Annotated in this window: 16 protein-coding genes; 6 read left to right on the forward strand and 10 right to left on the reverse strand. The window is 70.1% G+C overall.

Annotated elements, in window-relative coordinates:
- Positions 1-4: 4 nt before the first annotated feature.
- The 4 genes from glgX to treY are packed head-to-tail and all read left to right on the forward strand — an operon-like array spanning position 5 to position 8,999.
- Positions 5-2,119, forward strand: coding sequence for a glycogen debranching protein GlgX (glgX, locus tag ACP26O_RS29435; RefSeq protein WP_175664712.1), 2,115 nt, complete (start codon positions 5-7; stop codon positions 2,117-2,119).
- 9 nt (positions 2,120-2,128) lie between these two features.
- A complete protein-coding gene (gene treZ / locus ACP26O_RS29440) occupies positions 2,129-4,000 on the forward strand; it encodes a malto-oligosyltrehalose trehalohydrolase (protein WP_175664711.1) in 1,872 nt (623 codons plus the stop codon).
- On the forward strand, positions 3,997-6,228 hold the full coding sequence (gene malQ / locus ACP26O_RS29445) for a 4-alpha-glucanotransferase (RefSeq protein WP_175664710.1): 2,232 nt from the start codon (positions 3,997-3,999) through the stop codon (positions 6,226-6,228). Before treZ ends, malQ begins: the two co-directional genes overlap by 4 nt.
- A complete protein-coding gene (treY, locus tag ACP26O_RS29450; protein ID WP_175664709.1) occupies positions 6,225-8,999 on the forward strand; it encodes a malto-oligosyltrehalose synthase in 2,775 nt (924 codons plus the stop codon). Before malQ ends, treY begins: the two co-directional genes overlap by 4 nt.
- Before the next feature lie 91 nt (positions 9,000-9,090).
- Here the strand turns inward: treY and arsH are convergent, their stop codons facing one another.
- The 5 genes from arsH to ACP26O_RS29475 form a co-directional block, all read right to left on the reverse strand.
- Complete coding sequence (gene arsH / locus ACP26O_RS29455) at positions 9,091-9,813, reverse strand: arsenical resistance protein ArsH (protein ID WP_105832405.1); 723 nt, start codon at positions 9,811-9,813, stop codon at positions 9,091-9,093.
- A gap of 20 nt (positions 9,814-9,833) precedes the next feature.
- Positions 9,834-10,904: an ACR3 family arsenite efflux transporter gene (gene arsB / locus ACP26O_RS29460; RefSeq protein WP_175664708.1), complete on the reverse strand. Its 1,071-nt coding sequence runs from the start codon at positions 10,902-10,904 to the stop codon at positions 9,834-9,836.
- 66 nt (positions 10,905-10,970) lie between these two features.
- Positions 10,971-11,465: an arsenate reductase ArsC gene (locus ACP26O_RS29465; RefSeq protein WP_175664707.1), complete on the reverse strand. Its 495-nt coding sequence runs from the start codon at positions 11,463-11,465 to the stop codon at positions 10,971-10,973.
- Between the two features lie 22 nt (positions 11,466-11,487).
- A complete protein-coding gene (locus ACP26O_RS29470) occupies positions 11,488-11,823 on the reverse strand; it encodes an ArsR/SmtB family transcription factor (RefSeq protein ID WP_175664706.1) in 336 nt (111 codons plus the stop codon).
- Between the two features lie 127 nt (positions 11,824-11,950).
- Positions 11,951-12,202, reverse strand: coding sequence for a hypothetical protein (locus ACP26O_RS29475; RefSeq protein ID WP_175664705.1), 252 nt, complete (start codon positions 12,200-12,202; stop codon positions 11,951-11,953).
- A 133-nt stretch (positions 12,203-12,335) separates the two neighbouring features.
- On the opposite strand from ACP26O_RS29475, the gene ACP26O_RS29480 reads away from it, so the two are divergent.
- Entirely contained in the window at positions 12,336-13,583 is a 1,248-nt protein-coding gene (locus ACP26O_RS29480; RefSeq protein ID WP_175664704.1) for a phosphatidylserine decarboxylase family protein, read from the forward strand.
- A 67-nt stretch (positions 13,584-13,650) separates the two neighbouring features.
- Here the strand turns inward: ACP26O_RS29480 and ACP26O_RS29485 are convergent, their stop codons facing one another.
- The 5 genes from ACP26O_RS29485 to ACP26O_RS29505 all read right to left on the reverse strand — a co-directional run bounded on the left by ACP26O_RS29485 (position 13,651) and on the right by ACP26O_RS29505 (position 16,142).
- Complete coding sequence (locus ACP26O_RS29485) at positions 13,651-13,860, reverse strand: hypothetical protein (RefSeq protein WP_105832399.1); 210 nt, start codon at positions 13,858-13,860, stop codon at positions 13,651-13,653.
- Positions 13,861-14,130: 270 nt separating this feature from the next.
- Positions 14,131-14,472 carry a DUF1488 domain-containing protein gene (locus tag ACP26O_RS29490; RefSeq protein WP_011660510.1) on the reverse strand — a complete coding sequence of 114 codons (342 nt, stop codon included), beginning with the start codon at positions 14,470-14,472 and terminating at the stop codon, positions 14,131-14,133.
- A gap of 3 nt (positions 14,473-14,475) precedes the next feature.
- Positions 14,476-15,024 (reverse strand): type 1 glutamine amidotransferase domain-containing protein, encoded by a 549-nt coding sequence (locus ACP26O_RS29495; protein WP_011660511.1) that lies wholly within the window; start codon positions 15,022-15,024, stop codon positions 14,476-14,478.
- Positions 15,025-15,265: 241 nt separating this feature from the next.
- Positions 15,266-15,631: a DUF3022 domain-containing protein gene (locus ACP26O_RS29500; RefSeq protein WP_012372653.1), complete on the reverse strand. Its 366-nt coding sequence runs from the start codon at positions 15,629-15,631 to the stop codon at positions 15,266-15,268.
- Positions 15,632-15,722: 91 nt separating this feature from the next.
- Positions 15,723-16,142, reverse strand: a complete 420-nt coding sequence (locus tag ACP26O_RS29505; RefSeq protein ID WP_175701350.1) for a hypothetical protein — start codon at positions 16,140-16,142, stop codon at positions 15,723-15,725.
- Between the two features lie 144 nt (positions 16,143-16,286).
- On the opposite strand from ACP26O_RS29505, the gene ACP26O_RS29510 reads away from it, so the two are divergent.
- Positions 16,287-16,643: a DUF3175 domain-containing protein gene (locus ACP26O_RS29510; protein ID WP_011660514.1), complete on the forward strand. Its 357-nt coding sequence runs from the start codon at positions 16,287-16,289 to the stop codon at positions 16,641-16,643.
- Positions 16,644-16,682 lie beyond the last annotated feature (39 nt).

The raw sequence follows: 16,682 nt of genomic DNA on the forward strand, positions 1-16,682 counted from the left end.
CCCCATGCCGACCGCCCTGCCTTCCCGTCTCGAACCCGGCCGCTGCTATCCGCTCGGCGCCACGTGGGACGGCCTTGGCACCAACTTCGCGGTGTTTTCCGCGCACGCGCAGCGCATCCAGCTGTGCGTGTTCGATCCGACCGGCCGCAAGGAACTCGCGCGCCTCGACCTGCCCGAATGCACCGACGAGGTGTGGCACGGCTACCTGCCGAACGCGCATCCGGGCACCGTATACGGCTTTCGCGCGGATGGCCCGTACCAGCCGCAGCACGGCCATCGCTTCAACCCGACCAAGCTGCTGCTCGACCCGTATGCGCGCAAGCTGGTCGGCCAGTTCCGCTGGTCCGACGCGCTGTTCGGCTATCGCGTGCATTCGAACCGCGCGGACCTGTCGATGGACCGCCGCGACTCGGCGCCCGCGATGCCGAAGGCCGTGGTCGTCGACGAGGCGTTCGACTGGCGCAACGACCGTCGCCCGGACGTGCCGTGGCGCAGTACCGTGATCTACGAGACGCACGTGCGCGGCACGTCGATGCGCCGCGCCGGGCTGCGCGTGCCGGAGCGCGGCACGTTCGCGTCGCTGTCGCATCCGGCATTCATCGATCACCTGCTGTCGATCGGCGTGACGACGATCGAGCTGCTGCCGGTGCACGCGTTCCTGCAGCAGCGGGCGCTGGTGAACCGCGGGCTGCGCAATTACTGGGGCTACGACACGGCCGCGTTCTTCGCGCCGGAGCCGTCGTACCTGACGACGCGGCGGCTTGACGAAATGCGCATCGCGATCCGGCAGCTGCACGCGGCCGGCATCGAGGTCGTGCTCGACGTCGTCTACAACCACACGTGCGAAGGCAACGAGCTCGGCCCGACGCTGTCGTGGCGCGGCCTCGACAACGCGAGCTACTACCGGCTGCGGCAGGACGACCGGCGTTACCACGTCGACGAGACCGGCTGCGGCAACACGCTGAACCTGTCGCATCCGCGCGTCGTGCAGATGGTGATGGATTCGCTGCGCTACTGGGCCACCGCGTTCAACATCGACGGCTTTCGCTTCGATCTCGGCGTGACGCTCGGCCGCGAGGATCACGGCTTCGAGCCGGGCGCGGGGTTTTTCGACGCGTTGCGGCAGGATCCGGTGCTCGCGCAGCGCAAGCTGATCACCGAACCGTGGGATCTCGGCCTCGGCGGCTATCAGCTGGGCCGTCATCCGCCCGGCTTCGCCGAATGGAACGACCGCTTTCGCGACACGGTGCGGCGCTTCTGGCGCGGCGATGCGGGCCAACGTCCGGAACTCGCCGCGCGGCTCGCTGGCTCGGCCGACCTGTTCAACCACCAACGGCGCCGGACCTGGGCATCGGTCAATTTCGTCACCGCGCACGACGGCTTCACGCTCGCCGATCTGGTGTCGTATGCGCACAAGCACAACGAGGCCAACGGCGAGGACGACCGCGACGGCCGCGACGACAACTGCAGCGCGAACTGGGGCGTCGAAGGCGCCACCGACGATGCGTCGATCCTCGACCTGCGCGCGCGTGTCGCGCGCTCGATGCTCGCGACGCTGTTTACCGCGCTCGGCACGCCGATGATCGTCGCCGGCGACGAATTCGGCCGCACGCAGCGTGGCAACAACAACGCGTATTGCCAGGATAACGAAATATCGTGGCTCGACTGGGACCTCGCGCACAGCGAAGAAGGCGTCCAGATGATCCGTTTCGTGTCGCGGCTCGCCGCACTGCGGCGCATGTACCCGGTGATGTCCGCGCCGCGCTATCCGTCGGGCGACCGCGACGGCGCGCCGGGCATGCGCGAGATCGGCTGGTTCGACGAACACGGCCTCGAGCTGAGCGTGCCCGCGTGGGAAGACGGCGAGCGCCGCGCGCTGACGATGCGGCGCGTCGGCACCGGCCGCACCGGGCGCACCGAGGCGTTGCTCGTAATGCTGAACGCGTCGGCCGGCACCATCAAGTTCAAGCCGCCCGCGCCGGTGCTCGATTACCGCGTGCTGCTCGACACCGCGACGCCCGACTCCGGCCCGCGCTCGTGGCCGGAGGCCGGCCTCGACGTCGCCGCGCACACGGCCGTGATCGCGGTCGCGGCCGTGCCACCCGACCTGCCCTCGTGAGGAACCGCCATGTCGTCACGTACCGCCCCACCAACCGGCACGCACGCGTTCGCGTCGTCGTTCGGCGCGACCTGCGTCGACGCGCAGCACACCCGCTTCCGGCTGTGGGCGCCCGCGAGCCGCACGGCCGCGGTCGAACTGCACGGCGACGAGCGCATCGCGATGCAGGCCGCCGGCGACGGCTGGTTCGAGATCGTCGCGCGCTGCGGCGCCGGCACGCTGTACCGCTTCCTGCTCGACGACGGTCTCGCGGTGCCCGATCCCGCGTCGCGCTTCCAGCCGTCCGACGTGCACGGCCCGAGCCAGGTCGTCGATCCGGCCGCGTACCGCTGGCGCAATGACGCGTGGCGCGGCCGGCCATGGCACGAGACGGTGCTGTACGAGCTGCACGTCGGTGCCTGCGGCGGCTATGCGAGCGTCGAGCGGCGCCTGCCCGACATCGCCGCGCTCGGCGTGACCGCGCTCGAGCTGATGCCCGTCAACGCGTTCCCCGGTGCGCGCAACTGGGGCTACGACGGCGTGCTGCCGTTCGCGCCCGCTGCGTCATACGGCCGGCCCGAGGAGCTGAAGGCGCTCGTCGACGCCGCGCACGGGCTCGGACTGCAGGTGTTTCTCGACATCGTGTACAACCACTTCGGGCCCGACGGCAACCTGCTGCCGCGCTATGCGCCTGAATTTTTCCGCGCGGACCGGCAGACGGCGTGGGGCCCGGCGATCGATTTCTCGCGCGCGCAGACGAGCGCGTTCTTCATCGACAACGCGCTGTACTGGCTCGACGAATTCCGTTTCGACGGCCTGCGCATCGACGCCGCGCATGCGATCGACGACGATGCGTGGCTGCGCGAGCTGGCCCGGCGCGTGCGCACGCATTTCGGCGATGCGCGCCACGTGCATCTGGTGCTCGAGAACGAACGCAATACCGCGAGCCTGCTCGGGCCCAACGGCTTCGATGCGCAGTGGAACGACGACTTCCACAACAGCGCGCACGTGCTGCTGACAGGTGAGCACGAAGGCTACTACCGCGCGTATGCCGACGCGCCGCTGCGCCGTCTCGCGCGCACGCTCGGCGAAGGCTTCGCGTATCAGGGCGAGCCGTCGCCGCTGCATGACGGCGCGCCACGCGGCGAGCCGAGCGCGCACCTGCCACCGACCGCGTTCGTCACGTTCCTGCAGAACCACGACCAGATCGGCAACCGCGCGTTCGGCGAACGGCTGCGCGCGCTCGCGAACGACGACGCGGTGCGCGCCGCGACCGCGTTGATGCTGCTCGCGCCGCAGATCCCGCTGCTGTTCATGGGCGAGGAAGACGGCAGCACGCAGCCGTTCCAGTTCTTCACCGACTATCGCGACGAGCTCGCCGATGCGGTGCGCGAAGGCCGTCGCCGCGAGTTCGCCGCGTTTTCCGCGTTCGCCGATCCCGCGCATCGCGATGCGATCCCCGATCCGAACGACGTCGCCACGTTCGTGCGTTCGTCGCCGGCCCACGCGGACGACGATGCGTGGCCCGACGCCGATGCATGGCGGCACTTCTATCGCAGCGCGCTGACGGTGCGCGCGGCGCTGGTGACGCCGCACCTGCCCGGCGCGCGCGCGCTCGGCGTCGAGTTGCTGGCTGGTCACGTTAGCCCCGAACCGGAGGCGCTCGTCGCGCGCTGGCGGCTCGGCGACGGCAGCACGCTGACGATCGCGTTCAATCCCGGCTCGCATGACGCGGTGCTGCCCGCGCTGCCGGTCGGCAAGATCGTGTTCGAGACGCCGCCGCGCGCGCGCGACCGGCTCGCCGACCAGCGGCTGCCCCCTCGCACCTGCATCGCGTGGCGCGACGGCGCGGTCAACCACGATGCGCTGAAACACCGCGCGAACGGGCACACGCGACCATGACGACCGACGTACCGATCGCCGAACTCGCGCGCGCGGCCGGGCTCGAACCCGACTGGATCGACGCGGGCGGCGTCGCGCGGCGCGTGACCGACGATTCGCTCGTCGCGCTCGTCGATGCGCTCGGCTGGCCCTGCGGCACGCCGATCGAGCGGGTCGACAGCGCGGCCGCGCTCGTCGATGCGCACGACGCCGCGCCGCCGGTCGTGACGGGCGATGCGGGCGTGCCGCTGACGCTGCCGCGCAGCGTCGCGCCGCGCGGCGCGCGCTGGCGGATCACGCTGGAATCGGGCGAGCACATCGACGGGCGCGTGGCCGGCGCGGGCGAATACGGCAGGCTGCCGCCGCTCGCGCAGCCCGGCTATCACACGCTCGACATCGGCGAGCACCGCATCGGGCTCGCGATCGCGCCGCCGCGCGCGCGGCCGTTTGCGGCTGCCGACGGCCTGCCGGATGCGCCGCGCCGCTGGGGTATCTCGGCCCAGCTCTACGGCCTGCGGCGCGCGGGCGACGACGGCTCCGGCGACTACACCGCGCTCGCGCGCCTCGCCGCGCAGGCCGCGCGGCACGGCGCCGACGCGGTCGCGATCAGCCCGACGCACGCCGGCTATCCGGCGTTGCCCGACCACGACAGCCCGTATTCGCCGTCGTCGCGGCGCTGGCACAACGTCGCGTATCTCGACTGCGATGCCGTACCGGGGGCCGATGTCGTGCGGCGCACGAACGGCGCGGCGGCGGGCGTCGCACCCGCGCCGGAAACGCCGCTGATCGACTGGCCACAGGTGCTGCCGCTGAAACTGCGCCGCCTGCGCGCGTGCTTCGATGCGTGGCGTGCGAACGGCGAGCCTGCGCGCGACGCGTTCGAGCAGTTTCGCGCGGCGGGCGGTACGGCACTCGACGCGCATGCGCGCTTCGACGCGCTGCAGGCGTTCTGCGTCGAACACGGCATTGGCGCGGACTGGCGGCAATGGCCCGCGCAATGGCGGATGCCAGCCACGGCCGAGGTCGACGCATTCGCGCATGCCCATGCCGACGCGATTGCGTTCCATACGTTCCTGCAATGGTGCGCGTCGCGCGCGCTCGGCGGCGCGCAGCAGGCGGCGCGCGATGCCGGGATGGCGGTCGGGCTGATCGCCGACCTCGCGGTCGGATCCGATCGCGCGGGCAGCGACGCGTGGGCGCACGGCACGACGCTGTTGCGCGGCGTGTCGGTCGGCGCCCCGCCCGACCTGTTCAATGCGGACGGCCAGGCGTGGGGCGTGACGACGTGGACACCCGCCGCGCTGCGCGCGAACGGCTTCACGCCGTTCATCGACCTGTTGCGCGCGGCCTTCGCCCATGCCGGCGGAATCCGCATCGATCATGTGCTCGGCTTCGCGCGGATGTGGATCGTGCCGGAAGGCGGATCGGCGCGCGACGGCGCGTACCTGCGTTATCCGCTCGACGATCTGGTGAGGCTCGTCGCGCTGGAGGCCGCGCGGCACCGGGCGGTCGCGATCGGCGAGGATCTGGGCACGGTGCCGGCGGGTTTTCGCGAGCGCCTCGGCGCGCAGGGCATCGCCGGGATGCGCGTGCTGTGGTTCGAACGTGACGCGGACGGCGCGTTTCGGCCGCCGTCCACGTGGGATCGCGACACGATCGCGATGACGTCGACGCATGACCTGCCGACCGTGGCCGGCTGGTGGCGGGGTGTCGATCTCGAATGGCGGAAGGTTGCGGCCGAGGCCGCTGCGGCGCCGGCCAAGCCGCACCCTGCCGGTGACGACGTCGGCCGCGCCGCGGCCGCGCACGACACCGGCCACGACGCACGGATCGATCCGGTCCTGCGCAGCGATGCGCCCGCCGCGGATGACGGCCACGACGCGCTGCCCCCCGCTTCTTTCGACCTCCGCGCCGCCCAGGCCGAACGCACCACCGACCGCGCGGCGTTGTGGCGTGCGTTGCAGCACGCCGGCTGCGCACCGGCCGGCGATCCGATTCCGTCCGCCGACACGCCGCCGGTCGGCGCCGTCCTCGCGTACGTCGCGCGCAGCCCGTCGCCGCTCGCGATCGTGCCGCTCGAGGATCTGCTCGCGCTCGACGAGCAACCGAATCTCCCCGGCCCGCCATGCGGCCATCCGAACTGGCTGCGCCGGCTGCCGCGCGCGGTCGACTCGCTGTTCGACGCCGACGTGCGCACACGCATCGCGGCGATCGAGCACGCGCGCCGAGCCCCGGAGGACGACGCATGACGCCGCGCGCGACCTTGCGATTGCAGTTGCACGCGGGCTTCACGTTCGACGACGCGGCCGCACACGCCGACTATTTCGCGCGCCTCGGCGTGAGCCACCTGTACCTGTCGCCGATCACGACGGCCGAGCCCGGTTCGCTGCACGGCTACGATACCGTCGACCATCGCGCGATCAGCACGGAACTCGGCGGCGAAGCCGGCTTCCGGCGCCTCGTGGATGCGCTGCGTGCGCGCGGCCTCGGCGTGATCGTCGACATCGTGCCGAATCACATGGGCGTCGGCGGCGTGTCGAACGGCTGGTGGAATGACGTGCTCGAATGGGGACGGGCGAGCCCGTACGCACGCTACTTCGACATCGACTGGCACCCGCCCGATGCGGCGCTCGACGGCAAGGTGCTGCTGCCCTGCCTCGGCGCGCCCTACGGCGACGCCCTCGCGTCCGGCGACATCACGCTCGGCGCCGATCCATCGGCCGGGCGCTTTTTCATCGCGTGCCCGGGCAGGCGGCTGCCGGTCGCCATCGCGACCTACGCGGAAATCCTGCGCATCGCGAACCGCGCGGACCTGAACGCGCTCGCCGAGCGTTTCGCCACCGCGTCGGCGCGTGGTGGCCCGCGTGTCGCGGCCGCGCACGCGGCGCTGCGCGACTACGCCGCCGCCCAAGGCCCGCATGCGTTCGACGCGATATTGCGCGGCGCCGACCCGCGCCGCGCACGCTCGCGCGCGTGCCTGCACCGCTTGCTCGAACGCCAGCACTACCGGCTCGCGTGGTGGCGCACCGCCGCCGACGAGCTGAACTGGCGGCGCTTCTTCGACATCGCGACGCTCGCGGCCGTGCGCGTCGAGGACGATGCGGTGTTCGACGCGGTGCACGCGCTGCCGTTGGGCCTCCATGCGGCCGGCTACATCGACGGCCTGCGCGTCGATCACGTCGACGGCCTCGCCGATCCGCGCGCGTACTGCCGGCGCCTGCATGCGCGACTCGCCGCGCAGCGCGACGAGCGGCCGTATGTCGTCGTCGAGAAGATCCTCGCGCCGGGGGAGACGCTGCGCGACGACTGGCGCGTCGACGGCACGACCGGCTACGACTTCATGAACGACGTCGCCGCGCTGCTGCACGATCCGGCCGGCGCCGCGCCGCTCGCCGCGCACTGGGCGGCCGCGTCGGGGTCCGCGCGCTCGTTCGCGCAGGAAGCGGTGGCCGGCAAGCGGCGGGTACTGAAGCGCCAGCTCGCCGGCGAGCACGCGCGCGTCGCGCGAGCGTTGCATCGCATCGCGCGTGCGGTGCCCGCGACGCGCGACGTCAGCCAGATTGCGATCCATCGCGTGCTGGGCGAACTGGCCGTGCATCTGCCCGTGTACCGGATGTACCCGACGCCAGGCGACGAGCCCACCGGCGCCGATGGTCGCGTGCTGACGCTCGCGTACGACGCGGCATGCGCCGCAGTCGACCCGTCCGATCGTTACGCGCTCGATCGCGTCGCCGGCTGGCTCGGGCTGCCGGGCATGCGCGCGCCGCGCGCGGATGCCGCGCTGCTGCACGCGGCGCGTGTCGCGTTCGCACAGCTCACCGCGCCGCTCGCCGCGAAGGGCGTCGAGGACACGGCCAACTACCGGTACGGGCGATTGCTGTCGCGCAACGAGGTCGGCGCCGACGCGGGCGACTTCAGCCTGTCGCGCGGCGCGTTCCATGCGCGCAATCGGCGTCGCGCGCGCACCGTTCCCCATACGCTCGTCGCGACCGCGACGCATGATCACAAGCGCGGCGAGGATGCGCGCATGCGGCTCGCGGTGCTCAGCGAAATGCCCGACGCGTGGCGCGCGGTGTCGCTCGACTGGTCCGCGCTGAACCAGCCGCACCGCGGCGGCGCGCATCGCGATCTCGCGTGGGCGCCGGGGCCGGCCGCGGAAGCGATGCTGTACCAGACGCTCGTCGGCTGCTGGCCGCCGGCGCTCGCGCCCGACGATGCGACCGGGCTTGCCGCGCTGGCGGAGCGCGTGGTGCGCTGGCAGACGAAGGCATTGCGCGAAGCGAAACAGCATACGGACTGGCTCGCGCCGGACGCCGACTACGAGCGCGCTTGCGAGCAGTTCGTGCGCGCGATCCTGACGCCGCGCGGCATCGGCGATTTCGTGCATCGGCTGCATGCGTTCGTCGCGCGGATCGCGCCGGCCGGCGTCGTCAACAGTCTCGCGCAGGCGGCGCTGCGAATGGCGTCGCCGGGCGTGCCCGATCTGTACCAGGGAACCGAGTCATGGGATCACTCGCTCGTCGATCCGGACAACCGGCGCGACGTGCCGTTTGCCGCGCTCGCGGCCGAACGGGTCGACGAACCGGTCGCCGCGTATCTGCGGCACTGGCCCGATGCGCGCGTGAAGCGCGCGCTCGTCGAGCGGATGCTCGCGCTGCGCGCACGCTGGCCCGCGACGTTCGCGGATGGCGCCTATGTGCCGCTGCGCGTGCGCGGCCGGCTCGGCCGGCATGCGGTGGCGTTCGCCAGGCGCGACGAAAGCGCAACGATCGTGGTGATCGTCACGCGGCTCGCGTGCGGCTGGCTGGGCGAAGCGCCGGAATTGCCGCGCGTCGAGCCTCGGGAATGGGGAGATACGGCCGTGGTGCTGCCGCGCGGCGCCGGCGAGCGGTGGATCGACTGGTTGAATGACGGCAGCGAAGTCGAGACGCCGGACGGCACGATGCGGCTCGCTCGCTGTCTGGCCGCATTGCCGGTTGCGGTGCTGGTGGCAGTCGATGCGAAGCGCCGCGAGTTGTAGTCGGTTTCGTGCAAAGGCGGCCTTCACACGGCGGCTGCCGAGCGAAGTAGCATGACATCGACTCCCGATTGGATTGACGGCACGTTGCGTGTCAGATCGCGCGCTGATTCACCCGCTTCGACAATTCCTCCGCGCTTTCCTTCCTTTCGCTGTACCGGTCGACCAGATACGGACCGATATCACGCGTCAGCAGCGTGAACTTCACCAGTTCCTCCAGCACGTCGACGACGCGATCGTAATAGGCCGACGGCTTCATCCGCCCCGCTTCGTCGAATTCCATGAACGCCTTGGCCACCGACGACTGGTTCGGGATCGTCAGCATGCGCATCCAGCGCCCCAGCACGCGCATCTGGTTCACCGCGTTGAACGACTGCGAGCCGCCGCTCACCTGCATCACCGCGAGCGTCTTGCCCTGCGTCGGTCGCACGGCGCCGACCGACAGCGGAATCCAGTCGATCTGCGACTTCATGATGCCCGTCATCGCGCCGTGTCGTTCCGGCGAGCACCACACCATCCCTTCCGACCACATCACCAGTTCGCGAAGTTCGACGACTTTCGGATGGCTCTCCGGCGCATCGTCGGGCAGCGGCAGGCCGCTCGGATTGAACACGCGTACCTCGGCCCCCATCGCGGTGAGCAGGCGCTCGGCTTCCTCGACCAGCAGGCGGCTGAACGAACGCTCGCGCAGCGAACCGTACAGCAGCAGAAAACGCGGCGGATGGGTGGACGGCGACGCCGGCCGCAAGCGGCTCGCGTCCGGCACCTGGAACAACGCGGGATCGAGTTGCGGCAGGTCGGTCAGTCGGTCGGTCATGGAGGGATTCCGGAGTTGGCTCACACGCGCTCGTACCAGCCCTTCGACCGGTTCACGATGCGCACCACCAGCAGCATGACCGGCACCTCGATCAACACGCCGACGACGGTCGCCAGCGCCGCCCCGGAGTGAAAACCGAACAGGCTGATCGCGGCCGCGACGGCGAGCTCGAAGAAATTGGATGCGCCGATCAGCGCGGACGGGCACGCGACGTTGTGCTTCTCGCCCACCGCGCGGTTGAGCCAGTACGCGAGCGCCGCATTGAAGAACACCTGGATCAGGATCGGCACCGCGAGCAACGCGATCACCAGCGGCTGCTTGAGGATCGCTTCACCCTGGAACGCGAACAGCAGCACGAGGGTGGCGAGCAGCGCGGCGATCGACCACGGGCCGATCCGCGCCATCGCGGCGTCGAACGCGCCCTGCCCGTTCCTCAGCAGCCGCTTGCGCCACAGCTGCGCGAGGATCACCGGAATCACGATGTAGAGCACGACCGACGTGAGCAGCGTCGCCCACGGCACGGTAATCGCCGACATCCCGAGCAGCAGCCCGACCAGCGGCGCGAACGCGATCACCATGATGCTGTCGTTCAGCGCGACCTGCGACAGCGTGAACAGCGGATCGCCGCCCGTGAGCCGGCTCCACACGAACACCATCGCCGTGCACGGCGCGGCGGCCAGCAGGATCAGGCCGGCGATGTAGCTGTCGAGCTGGTCCGCCGGCAGCATCGGCGCGAACAGCTGCCGCACGAACAGCCAGCCGAGGAACGCCATCGAGAACGGCTTGACGAGCCAGTTCACCGCGAGCGTGACGCCGATCCCCTTCACATGCCGGCGCACTTCATGCAGCGCGCCGAAGTCCACCTTCACGAGCATCGGCACGATCATCACCCAGATCAGCAGCCCGACCGGCAGGTTGACCTGCGCATACTCGATGCGGCCGATCCGCTGGAACAGGCCGGGCAGCAGCTGGCCGAGCGCGATGCCGGCGACGATGCACAGCGCGACCCAGAGCGTCAGGTAGCGTTCGAAGAAGTTGATCGCGGGCCTGACGGCGGCGTTGCGAGGCGGGACGACGTTGGACGTGTTCATCGGACGTGGCTCGGGATGGAGGAAGGCACGCGGCATGCAGGTTCGTGCATGCCGCCGCGCGACCGCTCAGTTTTGCGCGATGGCGGTCAATGCCGCCTGGAGTTCGGCGTTGCTCATGCGTTCGAGCGGCAGCGCCAGCAGTTGCAGCATCCGGTAGCCGAGCGCCTCGCGCGTCAGTTCGAACGCGAGCTGCTTGCCCGCATCGCCGCCCGTCGCATTCGACGGATCGGCGTAGCCCCAATGCACTTTCACCGGGCTGCCGGGCCAGTACGGGCAAGTCTCGGCGGCCGCGCTGTCGCATACGGTGATGACGATGCGCATTTCCGGCGCGCCGTCGCCGACGAATTCGTCCCAGCTCTTGCTGCGGTATCCGCTGACGTCGACGCCGGCGCGCGTCAGCGCGTCCAGCGCGAACGGATTGAGCCGGCCGCTCGGCGCACTGCCGGCGCTGTACGCGCGCACGTCGCGGCCGACCTTCGCGGCCCAGTGATTGAGCATGCCCTCGGCGAGCACGCTGCGCGCCGAGTTGTGGGTACAGAGGATCAGGACGTTGGTGGTCATCGGCGGGGGCGTGAACGGGTGCTTAGGTCGGGTCGGAGCAGGCGGGCGAACAGGCGGACACCGGCGTGCACGGATTGCCGCCGCAGCAGTTCTCGGTGAGGTAGCCGACGAGGCCGTTCATCGTCGCGAAGTTCGCGCAATAGAACACGAAGCGGCCTTCCTGGCGGCTCGTGACGAGCTGCGCGTGGGCCAGTTCCTTCAGATGAAACGACAACGACGACGGCGGCACGTCGAGCAGCGTCGCGATTTGGCCGGCCGCCAAGCCCGACGGGCCGGCCTGCACGAGCGCGCGGAAGACGGCGAGGCGGGATTCGTGCGCGAGCGCAGAGAGCGCGGCGATGGTCTGGTTCGTTTCCATGTTTCGATAATACTCGAAATGTGGAAATGATGGAACTTCCGCATCGCAAAAAAAGCCTGGGCCATGCCAGAACCGGGCGGTTGAGCCACCGGCACCGCACCGGCCCCGCCCGGCCCCCGTTACATCATCACGACCATTCTTCCGGCGGCATCTCGCCGCTGTCGTCCTCCCAAAGCGGCTTGCCTGTCGCGTCATTCCCGCCCGTCGTCACCGGCCCGTTGTCGCTCCTGCGCTCGCTGCGCCGCGTCGGCTCACGCGACGTCGCCGCGCGCACCCGCGCCCGCGTGCGGGTCGGTGCCACGGTCCGCTGCTCGCCGCCGCGGCGCTCGCCGGTCGAAGCCGCATCGTTGGTCTGTCGTCCATTCGAATCCGCATTCATGTTTGCCCTCCTGAGTCATCGAAAGAAGAAAAAGAAGAAACCATCGTCCGGGCGCCGCAATTTCGGTGCCGCGCGTCGGGCAAGCGCCTTGCTCTTTCTTGCTATCCGTTTCGTACCCCAACCGGAGGTGACCATGCCGACCGACCGCAGCACGCCCGCCACCCGCCATCGCCTCGGCGGATGGATGGCCAGCGAGGAAGCGCACATGGCCGCGTATCGTGAAAAAATTGCGGGCGAAGCGCGCGCGCATGCCGGCGAACGGCTGCGCACGCCGGCCGTGCAGGAACTCGCGCGGCTGTTCGACGACAATGCCGTGCTGCGCATGAGCCTCACGCGCGCGATCGACGAGGCGCTCGAATCGGGCCGCAAGCTCGGCTACGCGTCGATCGGCGAGTTGATGACCGTGATCGACCACCTGATGACCTACACGCCGCCGTTCAGCGAATCGAGCCTGATCGTGTGCCCGCTGAACGCATTCCTCGACTGGCCGATGTGCATGCCGTCGGGCCACGCGGTGTTTCGCGACGCGGCGGTCAACGCGCACCTGAAGCAGGTGCTGAACGTATGGTGCGACTTCCTCGGCGGCCCGCATTCGTGCACGCATCTCGACACATCGGCGCCCGACGGCTGGTTCTGCGACGAAGCGCGCGAGCGGCTGGGCCTGTCGCAGTTCCAGTATCAGGAAGATCAGCCGCACTGGGGCTTTGCTTCGTGGAACGACTTCTTCACGCGCCGGTTTCGCGCGGATGCGCGGCCTGTCGCGGCGCCGGGCGATCCGCACGTGATCGTCAGCGCGTGCGAGGCCCAGCCGTATCACACCGAGTCCAGCCTGAAGATCCGCGACAAGTTCTGGATCAAGGGGCAGCCCTATTCGCTGCGCGACATCTTCACGCCGGCGCGACTGCCGCTCGCCGAACGTTTCGTCGGCGGCGACCTCTATCAGGCATATCTGAGCGCGTACAACTATCACCGCTGGCACGCGCCGGTGCGCGGCACCGTCACGCATGCGTACCGCGTCGACGGCACCTACTATTCGGTCGCGGAAGCCGAAGGCCCCGATCCGGCCGGGCTCAACGATTCGCAGGGCTACATGACGGCGGTGGCCGCGCGCGCGGTGATCGCGATCGACTGCGACGATCCGGGGATTGGGACCGTCGTGGGCGTGTTCGTCGGGATGGGCGACGTGTCGTCGTGCGTGATCGAGGTCATGCCGGGGCAGCGCATCGACAAGGGCGAGGAGATCGGCTATTTCCAGTACGGCGGCTCGACCTACTGCCTGCTGTTCGAACCCGGCGTGATCGACCACTTCGTGCACGCGCCGCCGTTCGACGACGATACGCCCGTCGTGCAAGTCAACGCGCCGGTCGCGCTCGCGCGCTGAGCCGCGTGCCGGCCGGCGCCGGCGCCGGCGCCGGCGAAGGATGGTGCGATCGCGTTACGCGATTGCCTCACGCGTCGGAGCCGCCGTGCCGTTGCATGCACTGCACGATCGACAATCCGTCGGGGGTGAGCGCGGGACGGCTCGCGCCCGACGCGTCACAACGTATCTCGATCAATTGTTGTTCGACCAGCGCGACGACGTCGTCGCGGTCGCTCTGAATCTGCTCCGGCGCGCGGTGCACCAGGAACAGCGCGGCAAATTCATGGGCTGTCAGCATGTTCGTCTCCCCCGTGTCCAGCTTCGTGCGATGCGGCAGCGCACCGCGTCGGCGCGGGCGCGCATCGGGCGCCTACATCGGAAGCTACATGCAGGGAGCATGCCAGTATGTGGAACATAGCCGCGCCGCGCGCGGCCTGCGCGCGGCGCGATGTGTCCCTGCGAGTCGCGTGACGGCCGCTGCAAAGTTTTCAACCGCGTGTAACGGAGCGGCAACGCCGGCGCGACGGCGAGGCCGATACGGCGTGCGCGCGACCTCGCCCCCGGCGGCTTACGATTTCCGCGAGCGGGCCATGCCGGCGCGGGCCGTATTGCCCGCCGCCTTGTCCTGCACGCGGAAGTAGCCGCTGTGCAGCTCGGTGCCGCCCTTGCCGTCGGCGAGCACTTCCGCGCACGCGGCTTCGATGCGTGCACGGCCGCGTTCGAACGCTTCGCGCAGGTCGGCCTCGAGCGCGGAGCGCGCGCCGAAATGATCCTCGAGCGCCTCGACCGTGATCGCGCAGATCTGCGGCTTCCCGTCGAACTCGACGACGAAGCGCATCTGCATCACCGCGCCGTCGAATTCCGGCGGCGCGTCGGTCAGTCTCGCGCGGTGAACGGATTCGGTCGGCATCGCTCACGCTCCTCGCGACGCGAGGGACTGCACCAGCGCGCCGTTGAATGCAGGCAGGTCGTCGGGCTTGCGGCTCGTGATCAGGTTGCCGTCACGCACCACCTCCTCGTCAACCCACTTGCCGCCCGCGTTGCGGATGTCGTCCTGAAGGCTCGGCCAACTCGTCATCGTGCGGCCTTCGACCAGCCCCGACGACACGAGCAGCCAGCCGCCATGGCAGATCGCCGCGATCGGCTTGCCCGCGCCGACGGCCGCGGTCACGAATTCGCGCGCGGCCGGCAGCATCCGGATCGCGTCGCCGTTGACGACGCCGCCCGGCAGTACCACCGCGTCGTAATCGCCGATGCGCGCATCGTCGAACGTATGGTCGACCTTCACGCGATCGCCCTTGTCGACGTGCCTGAACCCCTGGATCTCGCCGGGCTTCTGCGAGATCACGTCGACCTGCGCGCCTTCCGCCTTCAGCGCGCGCTGCGGCTCGACGAGCTCGGCTTCCTCGAAGCCGTCGACCGCGAGTATCGCCACCTTGCAATGGTCCAGCTTGCCTGTCATGGAATGCTCCCTGTTATGTTGCGGCACCGGTCGTGCCATGCCCGTCGCGAAGCAAACGGCGTGCCGCGGCCTCGTCGAGGCAAATCGTACGAGCCGATTTCGACAGGGCACGACCCCGGTAGCGGCCAACGATGGCCCCCAGGTCTGCCGCCGCATGGTGCGCGTGGTTCGCCGCAGGTCGGGCGGCGCGGCGCCTGCAAAGATTTCAACGGAATATGTAACGCGACTGCGCGCGCCGCGCTCATTGCAGGTGACGCGCGGCGTCGAGCATCGCATCGGTCAGTTCGACCGTCACCGTCAGGTCCTCGGTGGCGTCCGACAGCGATTCGAGCGTGGCCTGCACGCTGTCGTGCAGCATCGCGTGCACGCGCATCCGCGCGCCGTCGTCGAGGTCCGCGTAGCGCGCCATCGTGTCGCAGTCGAGCGCGAGCACGACCGAGTGCCGCGCGATGCCCTGCGGTGCATGGGGCGCAAGCGCCCACGCCGCATGAAAGGTGATCCTGCCGGTCTCGACATCGAGATTCACCGCCGTATCGAGTTCGTCGCTATCGACGTCGTCGGTATCGAGGTCGATTGCGTCGAACGTAGTTCGGTAATTCGATTGCATGATGTTCTCCTGCGTGGTGGCGGCGTGACGGCCGGGGGGCCGCCGGCCGCCATCGCGCCGCGCCGGCCATGCCGGCGCGACACGGGAATCGTCAATAACCGCTGGAACCCGCGCCGCCGGTGCCGCCCGCGCCGCCGCCACCTGCGCCTGCGCCACCGCCGCCTGCGCTGCCGCCGGCAGCGCCACCGCCGCCCGTGCTGCCGCTACCGCCGGTTCCGGCACCGCTCGGGCCGCCCGGCTTGGTCCGTACTTGCGGACGGACGTGCGAGCGGGTGCCGCGCGGCTCCTGCATGCGGGTCCCCGGCGGCGGCGCCGCGGTATTGCCGTTGGACATGCCGCCCGTTCCCTGCGCCGACGTGTCGTCCGGCGGCGACAGGATGGGCGCGCCGGTGCCCTCACCCGGGCGTTGCGAATTCTGTGCCCACGCGGCCGGCGCCGCGGCGATGAGCGCGACGGCCGCGCATGCGGCGATCCGGCGCGCGGCGGCTTTCGATTCGGATGCTGGTTTCATGGAGCGTTCTCCGTCAATGGAATCGCTGGTCGTGGAATGTCTGTCCTGCCCATGCGATTCAGCAAGGCCCGTGCCGGTCAGCCGGCGCGGCACGCGGCTTGCGGCCCCGTCACCCGTCATCCCGAACCCGTACGGAGCCCCGCCATGCCTTCAGCTTCCGCTTCCCATCCGCACGGTAAACGCGCGACCCGCCGTCCGGGACGCACCCGCGGCCACGCTTCGCATCCGCGCAAGCGCTGGTCCGCGGACGTCATGCAAAAGAGCGATGCGCTCGACATCGAGCCCGACATCTTCAAGTCGGACGATCCCGGCGAGATCGCCGCTTCGCTCAAGCGCTCCGCCGAACATAGCCGCCGTCGCAAGGCCACGCCGTTCCAGTCGGCGATGTCGATGCTGAACTTCTACGTGAATCGCGCCGGCCGCACGCTGCCGAAAACGCGCCGCACGACGCTCGAACGCGCGAAGCGCAAATTGCGCGAGGCGTTCGGGCGCAAGCCGTGACGGCGCCCGCCTGCCTCGCATCGACCCATTCCGCTTCCT

Origin of the sequence: Burkholderia sp. R-40, from assembly GCF_049942845.1 — a bacterium.
Lineage (GTDB): Bacteria > Pseudomonadota > Gammaproteobacteria > Burkholderiales > Burkholderiaceae > Burkholderia > Burkholderia ambifaria.

Bases quoted from the DNA above. Each gene is read 5' to 3' on its own strand.
- ACP26O_RS29475 (WP_175664705.1), bottom strand. From the start codon at position 12,202: ATGAATGCGGATTCGAATGGACGACAGACCAACGATGCGGCTTCGACC.
- ACP26O_RS29465 (WP_175664707.1), bottom strand. From the start codon at position 11,465: ATGACCACCAACGTCCTGATCCTCTGTACCCACAACTCGGCGCGCAGC.
- ACP26O_RS29490 (WP_011660510.1), bottom strand. From the start codon at position 14,472: ATGCCGACCGAATCCGTTCACCGCGCGAGACTGACCGACGCGCCGCCG.
- malQ (WP_175664710.1), top strand. From the start codon at position 3,997: ATGACGACCGACGTACCGATCGCCGAACTCGCGCGCGCGGCCGGGCTC.
- treZ (WP_175664711.1), top strand. From the start codon at position 2,129: ATGTCGTCACGTACCGCCCCACCAACCGGCACGCACGCGTTCGCGTCG.
- ACP26O_RS29485 (WP_105832399.1), bottom strand. From the start codon at position 13,860: ATGCTGACAGCCCATGAATTTGCCGCGCTGTTCCTGGTGCACCGCGCG.
- ACP26O_RS29470 (WP_175664706.1), bottom strand. From the start codon at position 11,823: ATGGAAACGAACCAGACCATCGCCGCGCTCTCTGCGCTCGCGCACGAA.
- ACP26O_RS29480 (WP_175664704.1), top strand. From the start codon at position 12,336: ATGCCGACCGACCGCAGCACGCCCGCCACCCGCCATCGCCTCGGCGGA.
- ACP26O_RS29495 (WP_011660511.1), bottom strand. From the start codon at position 15,024: ATGACAGGCAAGCTGGACCATTGCAAGGTGGCGATACTCGCGGTCGAC.
- ACP26O_RS29500 (WP_012372653.1), bottom strand. From the start codon at position 15,631: ATGCAATCGAATTACCGAACTACGTTCGACGCAATCGACCTCGATACC.
- glgX (WP_175664712.1), top strand. From the start codon at position 5: ATGCCGACCGCCCTGCCTTCCCGTCTCGAACCCGGCCGCTGCTATCCG.
- treY (WP_175664709.1), top strand. From the start codon at position 6,225: ATGACGCCGCGCGCGACCTTGCGATTGCAGTTGCACGCGGGCTTCACG.
- ACP26O_RS29505 (WP_175701350.1), bottom strand. From the start codon at position 16,142: ATGAAACCAGCATCCGAATCGAAAGCCGCCGCGCGCCGGATCGCCGCA.
- ACP26O_RS29510 (WP_011660514.1), top strand. From the start codon at position 16,287: ATGCCTTCAGCTTCCGCTTCCCATCCGCACGGTAAACGCGCGACCCGC.
- arsB (WP_175664708.1), bottom strand. From the start codon at position 10,904: ATGAACACGTCCAACGTCGTCCCGCCTCGCAACGCCGCCGTCAGGCCC.
- arsH (WP_105832405.1), bottom strand. From the start codon at position 9,813: ATGACCGACCGACTGACCGACCTGCCGCAACTCGATCCCGCGTTGTTC.